Annotated in this window: 17 protein-coding genes and 1 pseudogene; 6 read left to right on the plus strand and 12 right to left on the minus strand. The window is 59.3% G+C overall.

What is annotated here, in order from left to right:
- Positions 1-49: 49 nt before the first annotated feature.
- From F8N62_RS24850 to soxR, 7 genes are all read right to left on the minus strand, one after another.
- A complete protein-coding gene (locus tag F8N62_RS24850) occupies positions 50-976 on the minus strand; it encodes a metal ABC transporter substrate-binding protein (RefSeq protein ID WP_150713147.1) in 927 nt (308 codons plus the stop codon).
- A gap of 35 nt (positions 977-1011) precedes the next feature.
- Entirely contained in the window at positions 1012-1584 is a 573-nt protein-coding gene (locus F8N62_RS24855) for a DUF6162 family protein (RefSeq protein ID WP_150713148.1), read from the minus strand.
- A complete protein-coding gene (locus tag F8N62_RS24860) occupies positions 1581-1910 on the minus strand; it encodes a hypothetical protein (protein WP_150713149.1) in 330 nt (109 codons plus the stop codon). The genes F8N62_RS24855 and F8N62_RS24860 overlap by 4 nt, the downstream gene beginning before the upstream one ends.
- Complete coding sequence (locus F8N62_RS24865) at positions 1907-2449, minus strand: thiamine pyrophosphate-binding protein (protein ID WP_150713150.1); 543 nt, start codon at positions 2447-2449, stop codon at positions 1907-1909. The genes F8N62_RS24860 and F8N62_RS24865 overlap by 4 nt, the downstream gene beginning before the upstream one ends.
- Entirely contained in the window at positions 2446-3648 is a 1203-nt protein-coding gene (locus F8N62_RS24870; RefSeq protein WP_150713151.1) for a PepSY-associated TM helix domain-containing protein, read from the minus strand. Before F8N62_RS24870 ends, F8N62_RS24865 begins: the two co-directional genes overlap by 4 nt.
- A gap of 278 nt (positions 3649-3926) precedes the next feature.
- Entirely contained in the window at positions 3927-4385 is a 459-nt protein-coding gene (locus F8N62_RS24875; RefSeq protein WP_150713152.1) for a VOC family protein, read from the minus strand.
- Between the two features lie 243 nt (positions 4386-4628).
- Complete coding sequence (gene soxR, locus F8N62_RS24880) at positions 4629-5096, minus strand: redox-sensitive transcriptional activator SoxR (protein ID WP_150713153.1); 468 nt, start codon at positions 5094-5096, stop codon at positions 4629-4631.
- 96 nt (positions 5097-5192) lie between these two features.
- Here soxR and F8N62_RS24885 point away from each other — a divergent pair, with 96 nt between their 5' ends.
- Positions 5193-5558, plus strand: coding sequence for an antibiotic biosynthesis monooxygenase (locus F8N62_RS24885; RefSeq protein WP_150713154.1), 366 nt, complete (start codon positions 5193-5195; stop codon positions 5556-5558).
- Positions 5559-5568: 10 nt separating this feature from the next.
- Here the strand turns inward: F8N62_RS24885 and F8N62_RS24890 are convergent.
- A pseudogene (locus F8N62_RS24890) lies at positions 5569-6123 on the minus strand (sigma-54-dependent Fis family transcriptional regulator); the annotation flags it as partial.
- Positions 6124-6434: 311 nt separating this feature from the next.
- Here F8N62_RS24890 and F8N62_RS24895 point away from each other — a divergent pair.
- The 4 genes from F8N62_RS24895 to F8N62_RS24910 all read left to right on the plus strand — a co-directional run bounded on the left by F8N62_RS24895 (position 6435) and on the right by F8N62_RS24910 (position 10608).
- A complete protein-coding gene (locus F8N62_RS24895) occupies positions 6435-6704 on the plus strand; it encodes a hypothetical protein (RefSeq protein WP_150713155.1) in 270 nt (89 codons plus the stop codon).
- A gap of 98 nt (positions 6705-6802) precedes the next feature.
- Complete coding sequence (locus F8N62_RS24900) at positions 6803-7417, plus strand: LysE family translocator (RefSeq protein WP_150713156.1); 615 nt, start codon at positions 6803-6805, stop codon at positions 7415-7417.
- Between the two features lie 161 nt (positions 7418-7578).
- On the plus strand, positions 7579-8736 hold the full coding sequence (locus F8N62_RS24905) for a cysteine desulfurase family protein (protein ID WP_150713157.1): 1158 nt from the start codon (positions 7579-7581) through the stop codon (positions 8734-8736).
- Between the two features lie 63 nt (positions 8737-8799).
- On the plus strand, positions 8800-10608 hold the full coding sequence (locus F8N62_RS24910; protein ID WP_150713158.1) for an aminopeptidase P family protein: 1809 nt from the start codon (positions 8800-8802) through the stop codon (positions 10606-10608).
- 18 nt (positions 10609-10626) lie between these two features.
- Here F8N62_RS24910 and F8N62_RS24915 read toward each other — a convergent pair whose 3' ends face one another.
- On the minus strand, positions 10627-11217 hold the full coding sequence (locus F8N62_RS24915) for a 2-hydroxychromene-2-carboxylate isomerase (RefSeq protein WP_150713159.1): 591 nt from the start codon (positions 11215-11217) through the stop codon (positions 10627-10629).
- Between the two features lie 36 nt (positions 11218-11253).
- On the minus strand, positions 11254-11982 hold the full coding sequence (locus F8N62_RS24920) for an SDR family oxidoreductase (RefSeq protein WP_150713160.1): 729 nt from the start codon (positions 11980-11982) through the stop codon (positions 11254-11256).
- Positions 11983-12074: 92 nt separating this feature from the next.
- Between F8N62_RS24920 and F8N62_RS24925 the strand changes: the two genes are divergently transcribed.
- The gene (locus F8N62_RS24925; RefSeq protein ID WP_150713161.1) at positions 12075-12635 is read left to right on the plus strand and encodes a TetR/AcrR family transcriptional regulator; all 561 of its coding nucleotides are present in this window, start codon (positions 12075-12077) and stop codon (positions 12633-12635) included.
- Positions 12636-12649: 14 nt separating this feature from the next.
- Here F8N62_RS24925 and F8N62_RS24930 read toward each other — a convergent pair whose 3' ends face one another.
- Positions 12650-12931, minus strand: a complete 282-nt coding sequence (locus F8N62_RS24930) for a hypothetical protein (RefSeq protein WP_150713162.1) — start codon at positions 12929-12931, stop codon at positions 12650-12652.
- 169 nt (positions 12932-13100) lie between these two features.
- Complete coding sequence (gene rhtA, locus F8N62_RS24935) at positions 13101-13988, minus strand: threonine/homoserine exporter RhtA (protein WP_150713163.1); 888 nt, start codon at positions 13986-13988, stop codon at positions 13101-13103.
- Between the last annotated feature and the right edge of the window lie 412 nt (positions 13989-14400).

Consider the following 14400-nt stretch of genomic DNA (forward strand, 5'->3'; position numbering starts at 1 on the left):
CTCGCTCCCACAGGGGATTTGGTGTCTGTGGTGATGATTTCCTTGGCCGTCATGCCCCCGACTCCTGTATCGCCCGGACCACGGTGTCGAGGTTGCCGGTCATTTCCTTTTCATACTTGTCGGCGGTGTATTCGCCGTAGGAAATGTGCGACAGCGGGTACAGCTTCACCCCGGATTCACGCTGGATGGTGTCGACGTAGGAGGATGGGAAATCCATCTCCGAGAAGATCACTTTCACGTCCAGTTCGCGCAGTTGGTCGATGGTTTTTTTCAGCTGGCTCGGGCTCGGTTCGATGCCGTGCGCCGGTTCGACCACGGCGGTCACTTCGAGGCCGAACTCACGCAACAGGTAGTCGTAAGCCGCGTGAACCGTGGCCACGCGCAGCTCGGCGTTCGGCGCCTGGGTCAGCTTCGCCAGTGCATCGGCACGCATCTGCCGCAGACGTTTGCCGTAGGCGCGGGCGTTCTGGGTGTAGGTCTTGGCGTTGGCTGGATCGAGTTTGCCGAGTTCGCGGGCAATGTTGTTTACCTGGGCTATCGACGCGCTGATCGACAGGAAGGTGTGCGGGTTGACCACCTTGCCGGCACCGCGCGCGGCAACGCCGGTGGCGGCCAGCAGCGGTACGTTTTCGTTGGCTTCGATCACGGCCACGTTCGGCGTTTCGCTGGCGGCGATCATGCGGTCGGCGAAGTCGTCATGCCCGACGCCATTGAGCACGATCACATCGAGCCCGCTGATGCGTTTGATGTCTTCGGCGCGGGGTTCGTAGGCATGCGGGTTGAAACCGGCCGGAATCAGCGGCACCACTTCGGCCTTGTCGCCGACAATGTTCGCTACGTAGCTGTAATAAGGATGCAAGGTGATGCCGATGCGCAGACGCTTGGCTTCGTCGGCGCTGGCCAGTGGCGTCAGCAGCAAGGCAAGCAGGCCGACCAGCAGTGGTCGCAAGAATGAACGTTGAGATGAAATAGGCATGGGAAAGCGGTCTTCTCTCGGGTGAAGGCGAGGGTTCAGTGCCGGTGCTGGCGGGTTACGCCGGCATCGAATTGCGCGACGATCTGCTGCCAGCCAGCGCTTTCGAGCGCGGCGTCAGTCAGGTCGGCCGGGGCTTTGAGCTCGGCGGCACGGCTGAGCCAGATGTCTGGGGCGTCGTCGTCAGCGGTCAGGCGCATCAGAAACGAGCCCGCCACCGTGGGGGCCTGGCTCTGGCCGAAATACGCCTTGGCCTCGAGCAACTGCCAGGCATGGGCGCCACGGCTGACGGAGCTGGCGTCTTGGGCGAACGGCGCAAAACCTTCCCCGGCGAGGACGTCCGGTGTTGGCAATGCCTGCTGTTCCTGACGCAGCAAGTGGATTTCGTCCAGCGTCACCCGCAGGTCGGCGTAGATACCTTGCTCGGACGCGCTCAAGTCGCGGCGGGCGTCCAGTTGGTGACTGTTGACGCTGACGGTTTCCTGGGGCTCGTGACGCCAGGCGACCACCGAGCCGGCGACCGCGAGAATCATCAGGCACAACAGCAACACAAATAGGGTTTCGTGGCCGGCCCCGGCTGGGCGGACGACATGGGTAGTGGGCGTGCTCATGGGGTCTGGATGTCCGCCTGGTCAATCTCGACCACGTGGCCGGGGCCCGCATCGAACAGTACGTAGAACTCGGCGCCGGGTTTCTTGAAGGTCAACTTGGAGTCGGCCCCGAGCTTGCCCGGCACCAGAATGGTTTCGTCATAGCCGATCACATCGAGGGTGACGCCCGGTGCGCCGCTGCCGTCGGAAAAACCACCGGTGCATTCGATCTGCTCGGCATCGATGGCCTTGCACTCGCACATCGGGTTGTGGGCCAGGGCGCTGGCACTGAAACCGGCGCACAGCAACAGCAGTACGGCGGGGAGAGGGCGAAATGCGTTGGTCATGGTTTGCCTCCTTGTTTGCTCAGCCATTCGAGGGTGGCCGGGGATGCCTGGCTCAGAGGGATTGACGCTTGATGCATCGTGCCGTCCCAGCCTTCCATCGTGATCCACAGCTCAGCGTCGGCCTTGGTTTTTTCCGGGATCGGCAACATCGCGCCCATGCGGTACGGAGTGCCGAAGAAAATCACCCCGGCGGCGCGCAGGCTGCGCGGTTTGCCGATGCGCAGGTAAGTCGCCTTGACCTGCTCGCGGCAGCTGTCGCACAACGCCGCGTTGAAGCTCTTCATGTGACCGGCCGGGCCGTCGAGCCGCGGTGCCTCGTTGCGAAATTCCGCCAGACGCAGGCTCCATGGCCCGACCTGCACCTCACCGATTTCCCGTTCACCCAAACCGGCATCACCGCGAAACAGCGCGGCGTCGGCGAAATACTTGGGCATGAACCCCAGCGGCACCAGTAAGAGCAGGACGTTGATGTGGAAGCGCCATTTGTGCCAGAAACGACTCAACTTCGAGCCCGGTTTATCCGCGATGAACAGGCTCATTGGCTGACCTCCGTGGTGTCGCGGCTTGTGACCGGAGCGGCATCGGCAGCGCGCGGGCGTTTATGGCTGCGCTTGAGGGCGTTTGCGGTGGCCAGGGCGGTGCGTTTGGTCCAGATCAGCAGGCCGCTGAGGACCATCATGCTCAGGAGCAGGCCGAAGAAGAACCAGATCAACTTGATCCACAGGCCACCGAAGTCCCCGGTGTGCAGCGGCCGCATCGATTCGGTCACCAGTTCCAGGCCCGAACGGTCCGAGAGCAAGCGGGTGGCGGCGATCTCGCCGGTGTAGGGGTTAATGTCGGCCGTCTGGAACATCAACGGGTACCAACTGCGCCCCCCCACCGACAGGTAACTGTAGGCATTCGCGGGCAGGCTGACGAAGCTGTCTTCGAGGCCGGGAATACGTTCTTTGGCCTGTTGGATCGCAGCCTCCAGGCTGATCATCGGCGCGGGCGAGCCGTCGGCAGTCACCGGCACGCTTTCGCGCGGAACCACGAGGGCCACAGGCGCGGTGGAAATCGTGATCTGGTTATCGAACATGAACGCTTCGATCAGGAACCAGGTGCTGGTGACGGAAATCACCGCGATAAACCAGATCGACCAGATCCCGCTGAGGCGGTGAAAGTCGCCCCAGAAAATACGTGCGCCGTGACGAATGCGCAGGGTTGGCCGGAAGAAACCTTTCCAGAAGCGCTTGTAGACCACCAGTCCGGTAATCAGCGACGCCAGCAGCGGCAGGCTCAGGAACGACACCAGGTACCAACCCCAGCTGTAGCCGTTGGTGAACGGCACCAGCCACCAGCCATGCAATGCGCGGGTAAACGCCTGGAAGTTGAATTGTGGCGCGGTGCCCTGGATCACCCCACTGTACGGGTTGACGTAGACCGTGGTGGTGCGGCCGTCGGGGTAGGTGACCTCCACGTCTAGGGCGAAGTGCGATTCGTCCGGTCGACTGATGGACTCGACCAGCGTGTTCGGCTCGGCCTTCTTCATCTCTGCGATGATCTGGTCATAACTCAGCAGGGGCGCATCGGCGGAGGGTTGGCTGGCGCGCATTTGCGGGTTGGCCAGCCAGACGATTTCCTGGCTGATCACCGCGAGTGTGCCGGTCACGCAGACGATCAGCACGAAAAACCAGATGGGCAGGGCCAGCCAGCTGTGAACCAGAAACCAGAGTTTGGAACGGGATTTCTTCGACATGATTAAGGTCTTGTATCGATGAGAGGGCCTCTGCTGTGAGTTTCCCAGCGGGAGTCCATGAAAAGTACGGTCGTGGCTTTTGCCTACGCGAACCGACTGCATCTATATAAGACGAATGAGAATCAGAAATCCCGAACCGGTATATGAAAGTAAATGTTTCCTGTTACGTTGAACGCAACGCTCCCTCAGGGATTTGTGGTCGGGCATAGAACCCTGTCGTGCCGCCAATCCTGTGGGAGCGTGGCTTGCCCGCGAGGGGCCTTTGAATCCAGCAGATCTCAACCCTGCTCAAACATCTCCTGCGCCCGTTGCTCAATCTGTTCCTGGGTCAAATCCTCCTTGCGCGTAGCCAGAAACCACAAATGGCCATACGGATCTTTCAACGTTCCCGAACGGTCGCCGTAAAACTGATCCTTGACCTCGGACACCACCGTGCCGCCGGCTGCGATAGCCTGCTGATAGGACTTGTCCACATCGTTCACATATAAATGCAGCCCCACGGACGGCGATGTGTCCGGATTGCTCAACGGCCCCTGATCGCACGGTGTACCCAGCATGATCGGGCAGTCGCCAATGCGCAGCTCGGCGTGGCCGATGCCGCCGTCGGGCATGGACAGGCGCATGACTTCAGTGGCGCCAAAGGCTTTCTTGTAGAACTCGATGGCTTCGGCAGCTTTCTGGATGCCCAGATAGGGGGTGATGCTGTGATAACCCTCTGGAATGGGTTTGACGCTCATGACGGTTCTCCCTGATTTGTTGTGGGATAAAGATGTCGCGAACGTACAAAGATAGTAGGAGCTGCCGAAGGCTGCGATCTTTTGATCTTGACCTTTCATCGCCTACGTCAAAATCAAGATCAAAAGATCGCAGCCTTCGGCAGCTCCTACATGAGCCATCAATCGCGATGCAACAGGTTGTGCCTGAAAATGCCTTCGCGCATTTCATTGTGGGAGCGAGCCTGCTCGCGAAGGCCGTGGCGCTTATGCCGGATCAACCCCGGATTCCAACAGCTGCGCCCCAGTCCCCCGATCCCCCAACACGTCCCCGCAATTGCGCAGCGGACACGCCTCCATCGACAGACACCCACAGCCAATACAGCCATTGAGCTGGTCCCGGAGCAGGGTCAACTGATTGATCCGCTCATCCAGCTCCCGGCTCCATTGCGCCGACAACAGCTTCCAGTCCGCGGCCGTCGGCGCGCGATTATCCGGCAGCGATTTCAGCGCCGCGCCAATCTCTGCCAACGGAATGCCCAAGCGCTGAGCCACCTTGATCAACGCCACCCGCCGCAAGACTTCCCGCGGATAACGCCGCTGGTTGCCCTGATTGCGCATGCTTTTGATCAGTCCCTTGGACTCGTAAAAGTGCAGCGCCGTGACCGCCACACCGCTGCGCGCGGCGACTTGGCCGACCGAGAGGTCTTTGTGCAGATGTTGCGGAGCAATCAATTTTGAAAACACCTCTTGACCTTGACTTAACTAGAGGTTTTACCCTGCAGGCCTTCGGATCGCAAGATCTGGCTTACACGTCAGTGGGGATTCTTCATGCACGCGTCAGACAACAATCGCAGCTTCACCCAGTTGATCGAATTCGAGATCGAACCCCATCAGCAAGATGCGCTGGTGTTGGCGTTATCCACCCAAACCGAACGTCTGGCCCAGGGCTACAGCGGTTTTCTGAGCGCCAGTATCCAGGCCAGCGACGACGGCCGGCGGGTGCTCAATTACTTGCAATGGCAATCTCGCGAGGCAGGGGAAGCCGCGTTTCAGAGCTTTGAGAGCGGCGAACAGGATTTCTGGCAATTGATTCGCGCGCATCAGGCGAAAACCGTGACCTTCGGCTCGTTCCAGGTGCTGCACAGTCTGGAACGCAGCCACGATGATGCGCTGCAGTGCAATCTCGTGCTTTGAAGGTCAGCGCCTAAATCGACAGCTGCATCAAGCGCTCGCCTTGCACATTCAAGGTGGGGCGGCGTTTGTTCACTGCCAGTTCGCCTATCCTGATCAGGCGCGTGCGGGTCACGTTGCGGCTCAGACCAAGCAACGCCGCGGTGTGCACCTGGTTGTAATGGCTGAAGCGATAGGCCGCTCGCAACAGGGCGTCTTCAACCTTCTCATGCAGCGCGCCGGCCTGTTGCTCGAAGAGTTTTTGAAACGCCTGATCGAGCAAGGCTTCCGGTGAATCGTCGACATTACCGCGGTAGTCGTTCTGACGCTCGATGCGCATGTTCGACAGACGCAAATCGTCACGCTCGATCACACCGTTGCGGCAGATCAGCAAGGTATGGTGAATGACATTTTCCAGTTCGCAAATGTTGCCCGGCCAACTGTAACCGCGCAGTTTCAGTTCGGCTTCTTTGCTGATGGTGATGGTGCCGTAGCCGAGGCGCTGGCTGTAGGTTTCGACGAAGTGCCGGGTCAGCGGCAGGATGTCGCCGGGACGGTCGCGCCGCGGGCTCAGCGGATTGGCTGTCACCCGGGTATTCCTTTTGGAAATCGACGCAGATCCTGGGGACGGTCGTTTGTGGCGAGGGAGCTTGCTCCCGCTCGGCTGCGCAGCAGCCGTAAGCCGGTTGGTTAAGGGGATGGGGTTGTTATAAAGGCTGTTTGTTATTAATCAGAAGGCCAGTGGTTAATATTTATAGATCCAATTGGAATAAATTCAATTTTGCAGGAGCAGGTATTTCACTCTCAATACCCACTATCGAGAGCGTTGATTTCTGCCCGTCCAGCGGCGCGAGTAGCCTGTGTTCATTGCCCCGAACCCAGTTGCCAGGACGCCACATCATGAAAACCACATTCGCCGTTTTGTTGCTGACCGCAGTCTCCGTACTTGCCGGATGTGCCAGCCACGTGTCCCCGGAACTGCGGCCGTACACCGCCGACGAAACCCGGCAACTGGCGCTGGAATCGCTGAATCGTCGCGGTTTGTCCTTCGACGAGTACCACGCGAAAAAAGCTGCATTGCTCGGTCAGCCGCAAAAATCGTTCAGCTTCGACAAACAAGGCGAAATGAACGCCGAACGTGCTGTTCAGCTTCACGGGCGTCCAAGCTGATCGACTGTACTGCTCGAATTTTCGCGCAACTGTCCGTGGGCTTCCCCCAAGGTGTGCGATAGGGTCAATACCTGACTGACCCTGATGGACTGCCACCGATGACGCTCTCGCTCGATCTGCTGCTTGGCTTCGCCCTGTTTGCCCTCGTGACCTCGATCACCCCCGGCCCGAACAACACCATGTTGCTGGCTTCGGGTGTGAACTTCGGCTTCAACCGCACCATCCCCCATATGCTGGGCATTACTTGCGGCTTCTTCGTGCTCGTGGTGGCAGTGGGTTTCGGTCTGGGCGCGGTGTTTCAAACTTATCCCTTGCTGTACACCGTGCTGCGCTACGTCGGCGCGGCGTATTTGCTGTACCTGGCGTGGAAAATCGCCCATTCCGGCCCGGTGTCCGACAGTGATAACGGCAAGAGCAAACCGATTAGCTACCTGGGCGCCGCGGCGTTTCAATGGGTCAACCCCAAGGCCTGGATCATGGCCATCGGTGCCATCAGCACCTACACGCCGATGCAGGGCTATTTCACCAACGTCATCGTGATCGCAGCGGTTTTCGCCGTGATCAACCTGCCGAGCGTCGGGGTCTGGGCGGCGTGCGGCACGCTATTGCGCAACGTGCTCAAAGACCGGCGCTGGTTGCGCTTGTTCAACTGGGGCATGGCCGCGCTGCTGGTGGTTTCGCTGTATCCGTTGTTGCTTGAAAGCTTTAGCTGACGCATTGCTTCAACCGGTTGCCCGATGCCTGTTAAGCTCGACTTCAGGAGCGTTCCTACGCACTTTTAAATGAAGTCGTACTTCTTTTACGCATCCGATCAGGTATTGCTGGTTGCATGGTTTCCAGCACCGGGTCCCGGAACAAGCTCTGCGAGTCTTTTATGAATAAACGTCCGCTGTATTTCGACTACGCCGCCACTACGCCGGTGGATGAGCGAGTCATCAATGTCATGGTCGAGTGTCTGGGTTTCACCGGAAACTTCGGCAACCCGGCGTCCAGCTCCCATGCGTTCGGCCAGCAGGCCCGGCAAACGGTCGAGCAGGCGCGCCAACAGGTGGCCGAACTGGTCGGAGCGCAATCAGACCAGATCGTCTGGACTTCCGGCGCCACCGAATCGAACAACCTTGCCCTCAAGGGTGTCGCCCAGGCCCGCGGGATGTCCGGCGGCCATGTCATCACCAGCCAGATCGAACACAAGGCGATTCTCGACACTGCAAAACAATTGCAGGACGCCGGTGTTGCCGTGACGTATCTGGTGCCGGACGCCGATGGATTGATCACAGCGCAAGCCGTCAGCGAGGCGATGCGCGAGGACACCTTCCTGGTGTCGCTGATGCTGGTCAACAACGAGCTGGGCACGGTCAATGACATTGAGGCCATCGGCGAGGTGGTGCTCGCTCGCGACGCGCTGTTTCATGTCGATGCCGCTCAGGGCGCGGGCAAAGTGGCGATCGATCTGACGCGTTTGCCGGTCGACCTGATGTCGTTCTCCGCGCACAAAATCTATGGCCCCAAAGGCATCGGCGCTTTGTATGTCGGTGCTCGCGCGCAGCAGCGCTTGCAGGCGCAGATTCACGGCGGTGGCCATGAAGGAGGGTTGCGTTCCGGCACGTTGGCGACGCATCAGATTGCCGGCATGGGCACGGCCTTCGCGCTGGCCGCGCAACTGTTCGAGGAAGAGAAAGCCACCATCGCGCGTCTGCGCGAACGCTTGCTCGAGCCGCTGCTGAGCATTCCGGGCGTGCGCCTCAACGGCAGCCCGACCCGGCGCATTCCCCATACCCTGAGCCTGACCTTCAACGAAGGCGCGTTCAACGCCGCGGCGTTGAGCACCTCGATCGCGTTTTCCGCGACCTCGGCGTGCAACTCCGCGAGTAATGCTCCCTCCCATGTCCTGTTGGCCCTGGGGCATGACGCCCGCTCGGCGAGTCGCACCATTCGTTTGAGCCTGGGGCGTTTCACGACCGAGCAAGATATCGACCAGGCGGTGCATCTGATTCAAGCGGCCTGCGCCAGTGCTCCGGCATTCTGGCAATAAGCCTTAAGTGCCGGCGTTGATCGGCGCTCGACAATAATGATGAAGTGATTAGCAGGAGACACGATGAGTACGCAGCCTTTGATCAATGGATCGGTGCCAGAGCGCCTGGCACATACCCGCGAGCTGATGAGTCGGGAGGGCATCCATGCTCTGCTGGTGCCGTCGGCCGATCCGCACTTGTCGGAATACTTGCCCGGTTATTGGCAGGGGCGGCAGTGGCTGTCGGGCTTTCATGGCTCGGTCGGCACGCTGATCGTGACGCCGGATTTTGCCGGTGTCTGGGCGGACAGCCGCTATTGGGAGCAAGCGACCAAGGAACTCAACGGCAGCGGCATCGAGCTGGTCAAGCTGCAACCGGGTCAGCCGGGGCCGCTGGACTGGCTGGCTGAACAAACCCCTGAAGGCGGCGTGGTCGCGGTAGACGGTGCGGTCATGGCGGTGGCCTCGGCGCGCACGCTGGGTGGCAAACTTGAAGAACGTGGCTCCCGTCTGCGCACCGACATCGATCTGTTGAGCGAAGTCTGGAGCGATCGTCCAACGCTGCCGAACGAGCCGATTTATCAGCATTTGCCGCCACAAGCGACCGTCAGCCGTGGCGAAAAACTCGCCAAACTGCGTGAAGTACTGAAAGAGCGCGGCGCCGACTGGCATTTCATCGCGACCCTCGACGACATCGCCTGGCTGTTCAACCTGCGCGGTGGTGATGTGTCGTTCAACCCGGTATTTGTGTCCTTCGCGTTGATCAGCCAAGAGCAGGCCACCTTGTTCGTCGCCTTGAGCAAAGTCAGTACCGAGCTGCGCACGATCCTCGAGCAGGACGGCGTGACCCTGCGCGACTACAGCGAAGTGACCGAGGCGTTGTGCGCGGTGCCGAGTGGCGCGAGCCTGCAAGTCGATCCGGCGCGCGTCACGGCGGGCCTGCTGGACAACCTGGACAGCGGGGTAAGACTGGTCGAAGGCCTGAATCCGACGACACTGGCCAAATCGCAGAAAAGCCTGGCGGATGCTGAACACATCCGTAAAGCCATGGAGCAGGACGGCGCGGCGCTGTGCGAGTTTTTCGCCTGGCTGGAATCGGCCTGGGGTCGTGAGCGCATCACCGAACTGACCATCGACGAGCATCTGACGGCCGCACGCATGAGTCGTCCGGATTACGTGTCGTTGAGCTTCAACACCATTGCCGCGTTCAACGCCAACGGGGCGATGCCGCATTACCACGCCACGGAAGAAGAACACGCGGTGATCGAGGGCGACGGCCTGTTGCTGATCGACTCTGGCGGCCAATACCTGGGCGGCACCACCGACATCACGCGGATGGTGCCGGTCGGTACGCCGACGGCTGAGCAGAAACGCGATTGCACCCGTGTGTTGAAAGGCGTGATTGCGTTGTCCCGTGCGCAATTTCCCCGAGGCATTTTGTCGCCGTTTCTGGACGCCATTGCCCGGGCGCCGATCTGGGCCGAAAGCGTCGATTACGGTCACGGCACCGGTCATGGCGTCGGCTATTTCCTTAACGTTCACGAAGGGCCGCAAGTGATCGCCTATCAAGCCGCCGCTGCACCGCAAACCGCGATGCAGCCGGGCATGATCACCTCCATCGAACCCGGTACTTACCGCCCGGGCCGATGGGGTGTGCGGATCGAGAACCTGGTGTTGAACCGTGAAGCAGGAAAGAGCGAGTTCGGTGAGTTCCTGAAGTTTGAAACCCTGACCCTGTGCCCGATCGACACGCGTTGCCTTGAGCCATCGCTACTGACGCTGGATGAAAAACAGTGGTTCAACAGCTATCACGCCGAAGTGCGCGAACGCTTGAGCCCGTTGCTCGATGGTGCGGCGCTGGAGTGGTTGAACACCCGCACCGCGGCTATCTGATCGGCTGGTTATCAGCGGTTAACGCAGGGCTTCAAGGACGAAGTCCAGGCGATCCTGACCGAAGAACAACTGGTTATCGACGAACATGTTAGGGGCGCCGAACACGCCCCGTTTCACAGCCTTCTCGGTATTGTCTTTGAGCGCCGCTTTGACTTCTTCGTCGGCGGTCAGGGCAAGAACTGCATGGGGATCGAAGCCGTTCTGCGCCAGGACGGAGGCCACGGTCTCGGGGTCATTGAGGCTGAGAGCCTCAACCCAAAGAGCGTGAAACAGGCAGTCGATGAAAGCCTGGAAGCGTGCGGGATGGCGCAACTGTATACCGGTAACCGCGCGCATCAGCATCAATGTATTGATGGGAAACTGCGGATTGAATTTCAGCGGCACGCCATAACGTTTGGCGAAACGGTCAAGGTCCTGGAACATGTACAGCCCTTTGGCCGGAATGGTCGCAGGGGACGCGTTGCCGGTCGCTTTGAACACGCCGCCCAGCAGGATCGGAACGTAAATCAGCTGGCTGTCAGTCTGCTCGCAGATCTTCGGCAGTTGGGTATACGCCAGGTAAGTAGCGGGGCTGCCGAGGTCGAAGTAAAACTCCACGGTTTTGCTCATGTCGATGCGCTCTGTTTATTGTTGTTGGGGGAGGGCTTACCAGCGTTCGCTCCAGGGACGCAGATCCAGCTCGAAGGTCCAGGCGTCGCGGGGCTGGCTGTGCAGATACCAATAGTTTTCGGCGATATGCTCGGGGTTGAGGATGCCGTCCTGATCCTTGGTGGCGTATTTCTCTGGAAAGCCTTCGCGAATGAAATCGGTATCGATGGCTCCGTCGACGACGATATGCGCAACGTGAATGTTCATCGGCCCCAGTTCGCGGGCCATGCTCTGCGCCAGCGCGCGAATGCCGTGCTTGGCCCCGGCGAAAGCTGCAAAACCAGCGGCACCTCGCACGCCGGCGGTAGCGCCAGTAAACAAGAGGGTGCCGCGTTGACGCTTGGCCATACGCTTGGCGACTTCACGGGCATTGAGAAAGCCTGAGAAACAGGCCATTTCCCAAATCTTGAAATACTTGCGGGCGGTTTCTTCGAGAATGCTGCACGGCACGTTCGCGCCGATATTGAACACAAAGGCTTCGATGGGACCGATCTCGCTTTCAATCTGCTCGACCAGTGCAATCACGTCGTCTTCCTTGCGCGCATCGCAGGCGAAACCATGGGCTTCACCCCCTTCGGCGATGATGGTGTCGACCAAGGGTTGCAGTTTGTCCGCGCTGCGCCGCGTCACACACGCGACGAAACCTTCTTGCGCAAAACGTTTGGCAATAGCGCCGCCGGTAGCATCCCCTGCGCCGACAACCAGTACGACCTTCTTATTATTCATGCGTGGTCCTCTTTGCTAAACGATCGTTAACTAAACGAACGTTATGCTACGATCCGTCAGGCGTCAAGACGATCAATCCTGAGGGCAAGACAATGCGTTACTCGGCCAGTCACAAACTGGAAACCAAAGAGAAGTTGCTGGATAGCAGCGCGGTTTCTGCGAAAAAATCGGGTTTCGCCACGGTCGGTGTCGACGGCCTGATGAAGGCAATCGGCTTGAGTGGCGGCGCGTTCTACAGTCATTTCTCATCAAAGGATGAGCTGTTTGCTTCAATCGTCGAGCGGGAGCTGGGCCAAAGTCTGGAGCGACTTGGGGCAGACAAGGACCGTGACAAACTCGAGCGCTGCCTGAAGCATTACCTGAGCATGTCCCATGTCGAGCACCCGGAGTCCGGTTGTGCGTTGCCGGCATTGGGTGCCGAAATTGCCCGGTCAGACGTGTTGGTGCGTCAGCAGGCGGAGCACTGGATTTGTCGACTACAGGAGAGTTGGGCGCAGATCCTGCAGAGCGACAGCCTGGCCTGGGCGATTCTGTCGCAATGCATCGGTGCGCTGGTGGTGGCGCGAATGCTGGCCACTCCGGAAATTCAGCGCACAGTATTGAAGTCCAGCTACGACGAGATTGGCCGTCAGATCGCAGGCCCGCGGGCCTGATAAATCCGGTCAGCCTATTTGCAGATGACGATCATGCTGCGACTGGTATAGCCGGCAGGATTGAGTCCGAATGGATAGTCGCCCGGTTCCTCCACGCCATCACCCGACTTGGCGATGACCTTGTATCCCTTGGGCGCGCACGAATTGGCGGCGTTGGTGTAGCACTTGTCCCAGGAAGAAGACAGGCCGGAACAGTTGATATGCAATCCCTTCTTGCCACGTTTGGTATGAGTTTCCGAGGTCGCCGCGCAGCCCGCAATTGCGAGTACGGCGATCAGTATCAAAATTCGTTTCATTACTGTCCTTAAAGCGTCCCCGGATCTTTGCGCCCGGGTCTGGCTGCATTCGCTTTCACTTGAAGCGTTTCTGAAATCCCTGTCCTGAAAAATCCATGTCCGATGTCGGTTGCGGGCCTAAACATGGCCTAAATGCGCGCTAAATGCCAGAGCTTCGTCACATCCCCTGTCAATCTGCTGCGACGGCTGGTTTGGCGGCGCTGCCCATCGTCATTGTCGCACCGACTGAAGCCAAAATGATGCACATGATCGCCATCCACTGCGACAGTGAGAGGTACTCCTGCAAGAAAAGCAGACCTGAAAGAGCGCCGATTGCAGGTTCAATACTCATCAGTGTGCCGAAGGTGCGGGTAGGCATGCGGGTGAGGGCCACCATTTCCAGCGTGTAGGGCAGGGCAGTGGACAATATGGCGACGCCGATGGCCACAGGAATCAGCGAGGGTGTCAGCAGCGCGGCGCCGGCATGCACAATGCCGATGGGCGCAACGAACAGTGCAGCGATCATCACCCCGAGCGCGGCAGTCTGCACTCCATTGTCTGCACCGGCTTTCTGGCCGAACAGAATGTACAAGGCCCAGCACGCACCTGCGCCGAGGGCATAGCCAGCGCCTGTCAGATCGATGCCTGCGGTGGTGGCTCCTGTAGGGATTAGCAGCAGCAAGCCAACGGCGGCCAGGGCGATCCACAAAAAATCGATCGCTCGACGGGACGCATAGATGGCAACCGCCAACGGACCGGTGAACTCCAGCGCTACGGCGATACCGAGGGGCACTGTGCGCAATGACATATAGAAGAGGAAGTTCATGCCTCCCAGCGCCATTCCATAAACGATGACAGTGCGCAGGGATTTGGCCGTGAGTTTCGCGCGCCATGGGCGCAGTAACACCAGCATGATCAGGCTGGCGAAGATCAGTCGCAGGGTCGTCGTCCCCTGTGCGCCGATAAGCGGGAACATGCTTTTGGCCAGAGAGGCGCCAGACTGGATCGACGCCATGGCTATTAATAGCAGTGCGACCGAGAACAGGGTCGAGGCTAGGCTGCGGGGTTGATCATTCATGGTGGGGCATCGTCCGAGGCAGGAAACGAGAGTATGGTTTCGCGTGTTGGGCAATATACTGCGCATTCGTGGCGGGCGCGTCTATATATAAGCAGTGATTTCGAACAATCTGATGGAGAAGGTAAATTAGGGGTTGACGGCAGATTCTGGAAGTCTATAATTCGCCCCACTTCCGGCGCAGTCGAAACGGAAAACTCCTTGGTAAACAAAGAGTTACGCGGTTTTCGACAGCGAGTTGCTTCAGATCATCGAAGCCCAGAAGGAGTTGATCAGGCAGTGTGTTTTCGCCTTATTGACGATTCGATCTTCTCGGTCGAAAGCGGAGAAAAAGAGGTGTTGACAGCAGCGAGTAACGCTGTAGAATTCGCCTCCCGCTAACGAGAGATCGGAAGCGCAAGTGGTTGAAGTTGCA

It is taken from the genome of Pseudomonas fluorescens (genome assembly GCF_902497785.1).
Lineage (GTDB): Bacteria > Pseudomonadota > Gammaproteobacteria > Pseudomonadales > Pseudomonadaceae > Aquipseudomonas > Aquipseudomonas fluorescens_BO.

Bases quoted from the DNA above. Each gene is read 5' to 3' on its own strand.
- F8N62_RS24860 (WP_150713149.1), bottom strand. From the start codon at position 1,910: ATGACCAACGCATTTCGCCCTCTCCCCGCCGTACTGCTGTTGCTGTGC.
- F8N62_RS24910 (WP_150713158.1), top strand. From the start codon at position 8,800: ATGAGTACGCAGCCTTTGATCAATGGATCGGTGCCAGAGCGCCTGGCA.
- rhtA (WP_150713163.1), bottom strand. From the start codon at position 13,988: ATGAATGATCAACCCCGCAGCCTAGCCTCGACCCTGTTCTCGGTCGCA.
- F8N62_RS24920 (WP_150713160.1), bottom strand. From the start codon at position 11,982: ATGAATAATAAGAAGGTCGTACTGGTTGTCGGCGCAGGGGATGCTACC.
- F8N62_RS24875 (WP_150713152.1), bottom strand. From the start codon at position 4,385: ATGAGCGTCAAACCCATTCCAGAGGGTTATCACAGCATCACCCCCTAT.
- F8N62_RS24895 (WP_150713155.1), top strand. From the start codon at position 6,435: ATGAAAACCACATTCGCCGTTTTGTTGCTGACCGCAGTCTCCGTACTT.
- F8N62_RS24900 (WP_150713156.1), top strand. From the start codon at position 6,803: ATGACGCTCTCGCTCGATCTGCTGCTTGGCTTCGCCCTGTTTGCCCTC.
- F8N62_RS24925 (WP_150713161.1), top strand. From the start codon at position 12,075: ATGCGTTACTCGGCCAGTCACAAACTGGAAACCAAAGAGAAGTTGCTG.
- F8N62_RS24870 (WP_150713151.1), bottom strand. From the start codon at position 3,648: ATGTCGAAGAAATCCCGTTCCAAACTCTGGTTTCTGGTTCACAGCTGG.
- F8N62_RS24850 (WP_150713147.1), bottom strand. From the start codon at position 976: ATGCCTATTTCATCTCAACGTTCATTCTTGCGACCACTGCTGGTCGGC.
- F8N62_RS24855 (WP_150713148.1), bottom strand. From the start codon at position 1,584: ATGAGCACGCCCACTACCCATGTCGTCCGCCCAGCCGGGGCCGGCCAC.
- F8N62_RS24930 (WP_150713162.1), bottom strand. From the start codon at position 12,931: ATGAAACGAATTTTGATACTGATCGCCGTACTCGCAATTGCGGGCTGC.
- F8N62_RS24905 (WP_150713157.1), top strand. From the start codon at position 7,579: ATGAATAAACGTCCGCTGTATTTCGACTACGCCGCCACTACGCCGGTG.
- F8N62_RS24915 (WP_150713159.1), bottom strand. From the start codon at position 11,217: ATGAGCAAAACCGTGGAGTTTTACTTCGACCTCGGCAGCCCCGCTACT.
- F8N62_RS24865 (WP_150713150.1), bottom strand. From the start codon at position 2,449: ATGAGCCTGTTCATCGCGGATAAACCGGGCTCGAAGTTGAGTCGTTTC.
- F8N62_RS24885 (WP_150713154.1), top strand. From the start codon at position 5,193: ATGCACGCGTCAGACAACAATCGCAGCTTCACCCAGTTGATCGAATTC.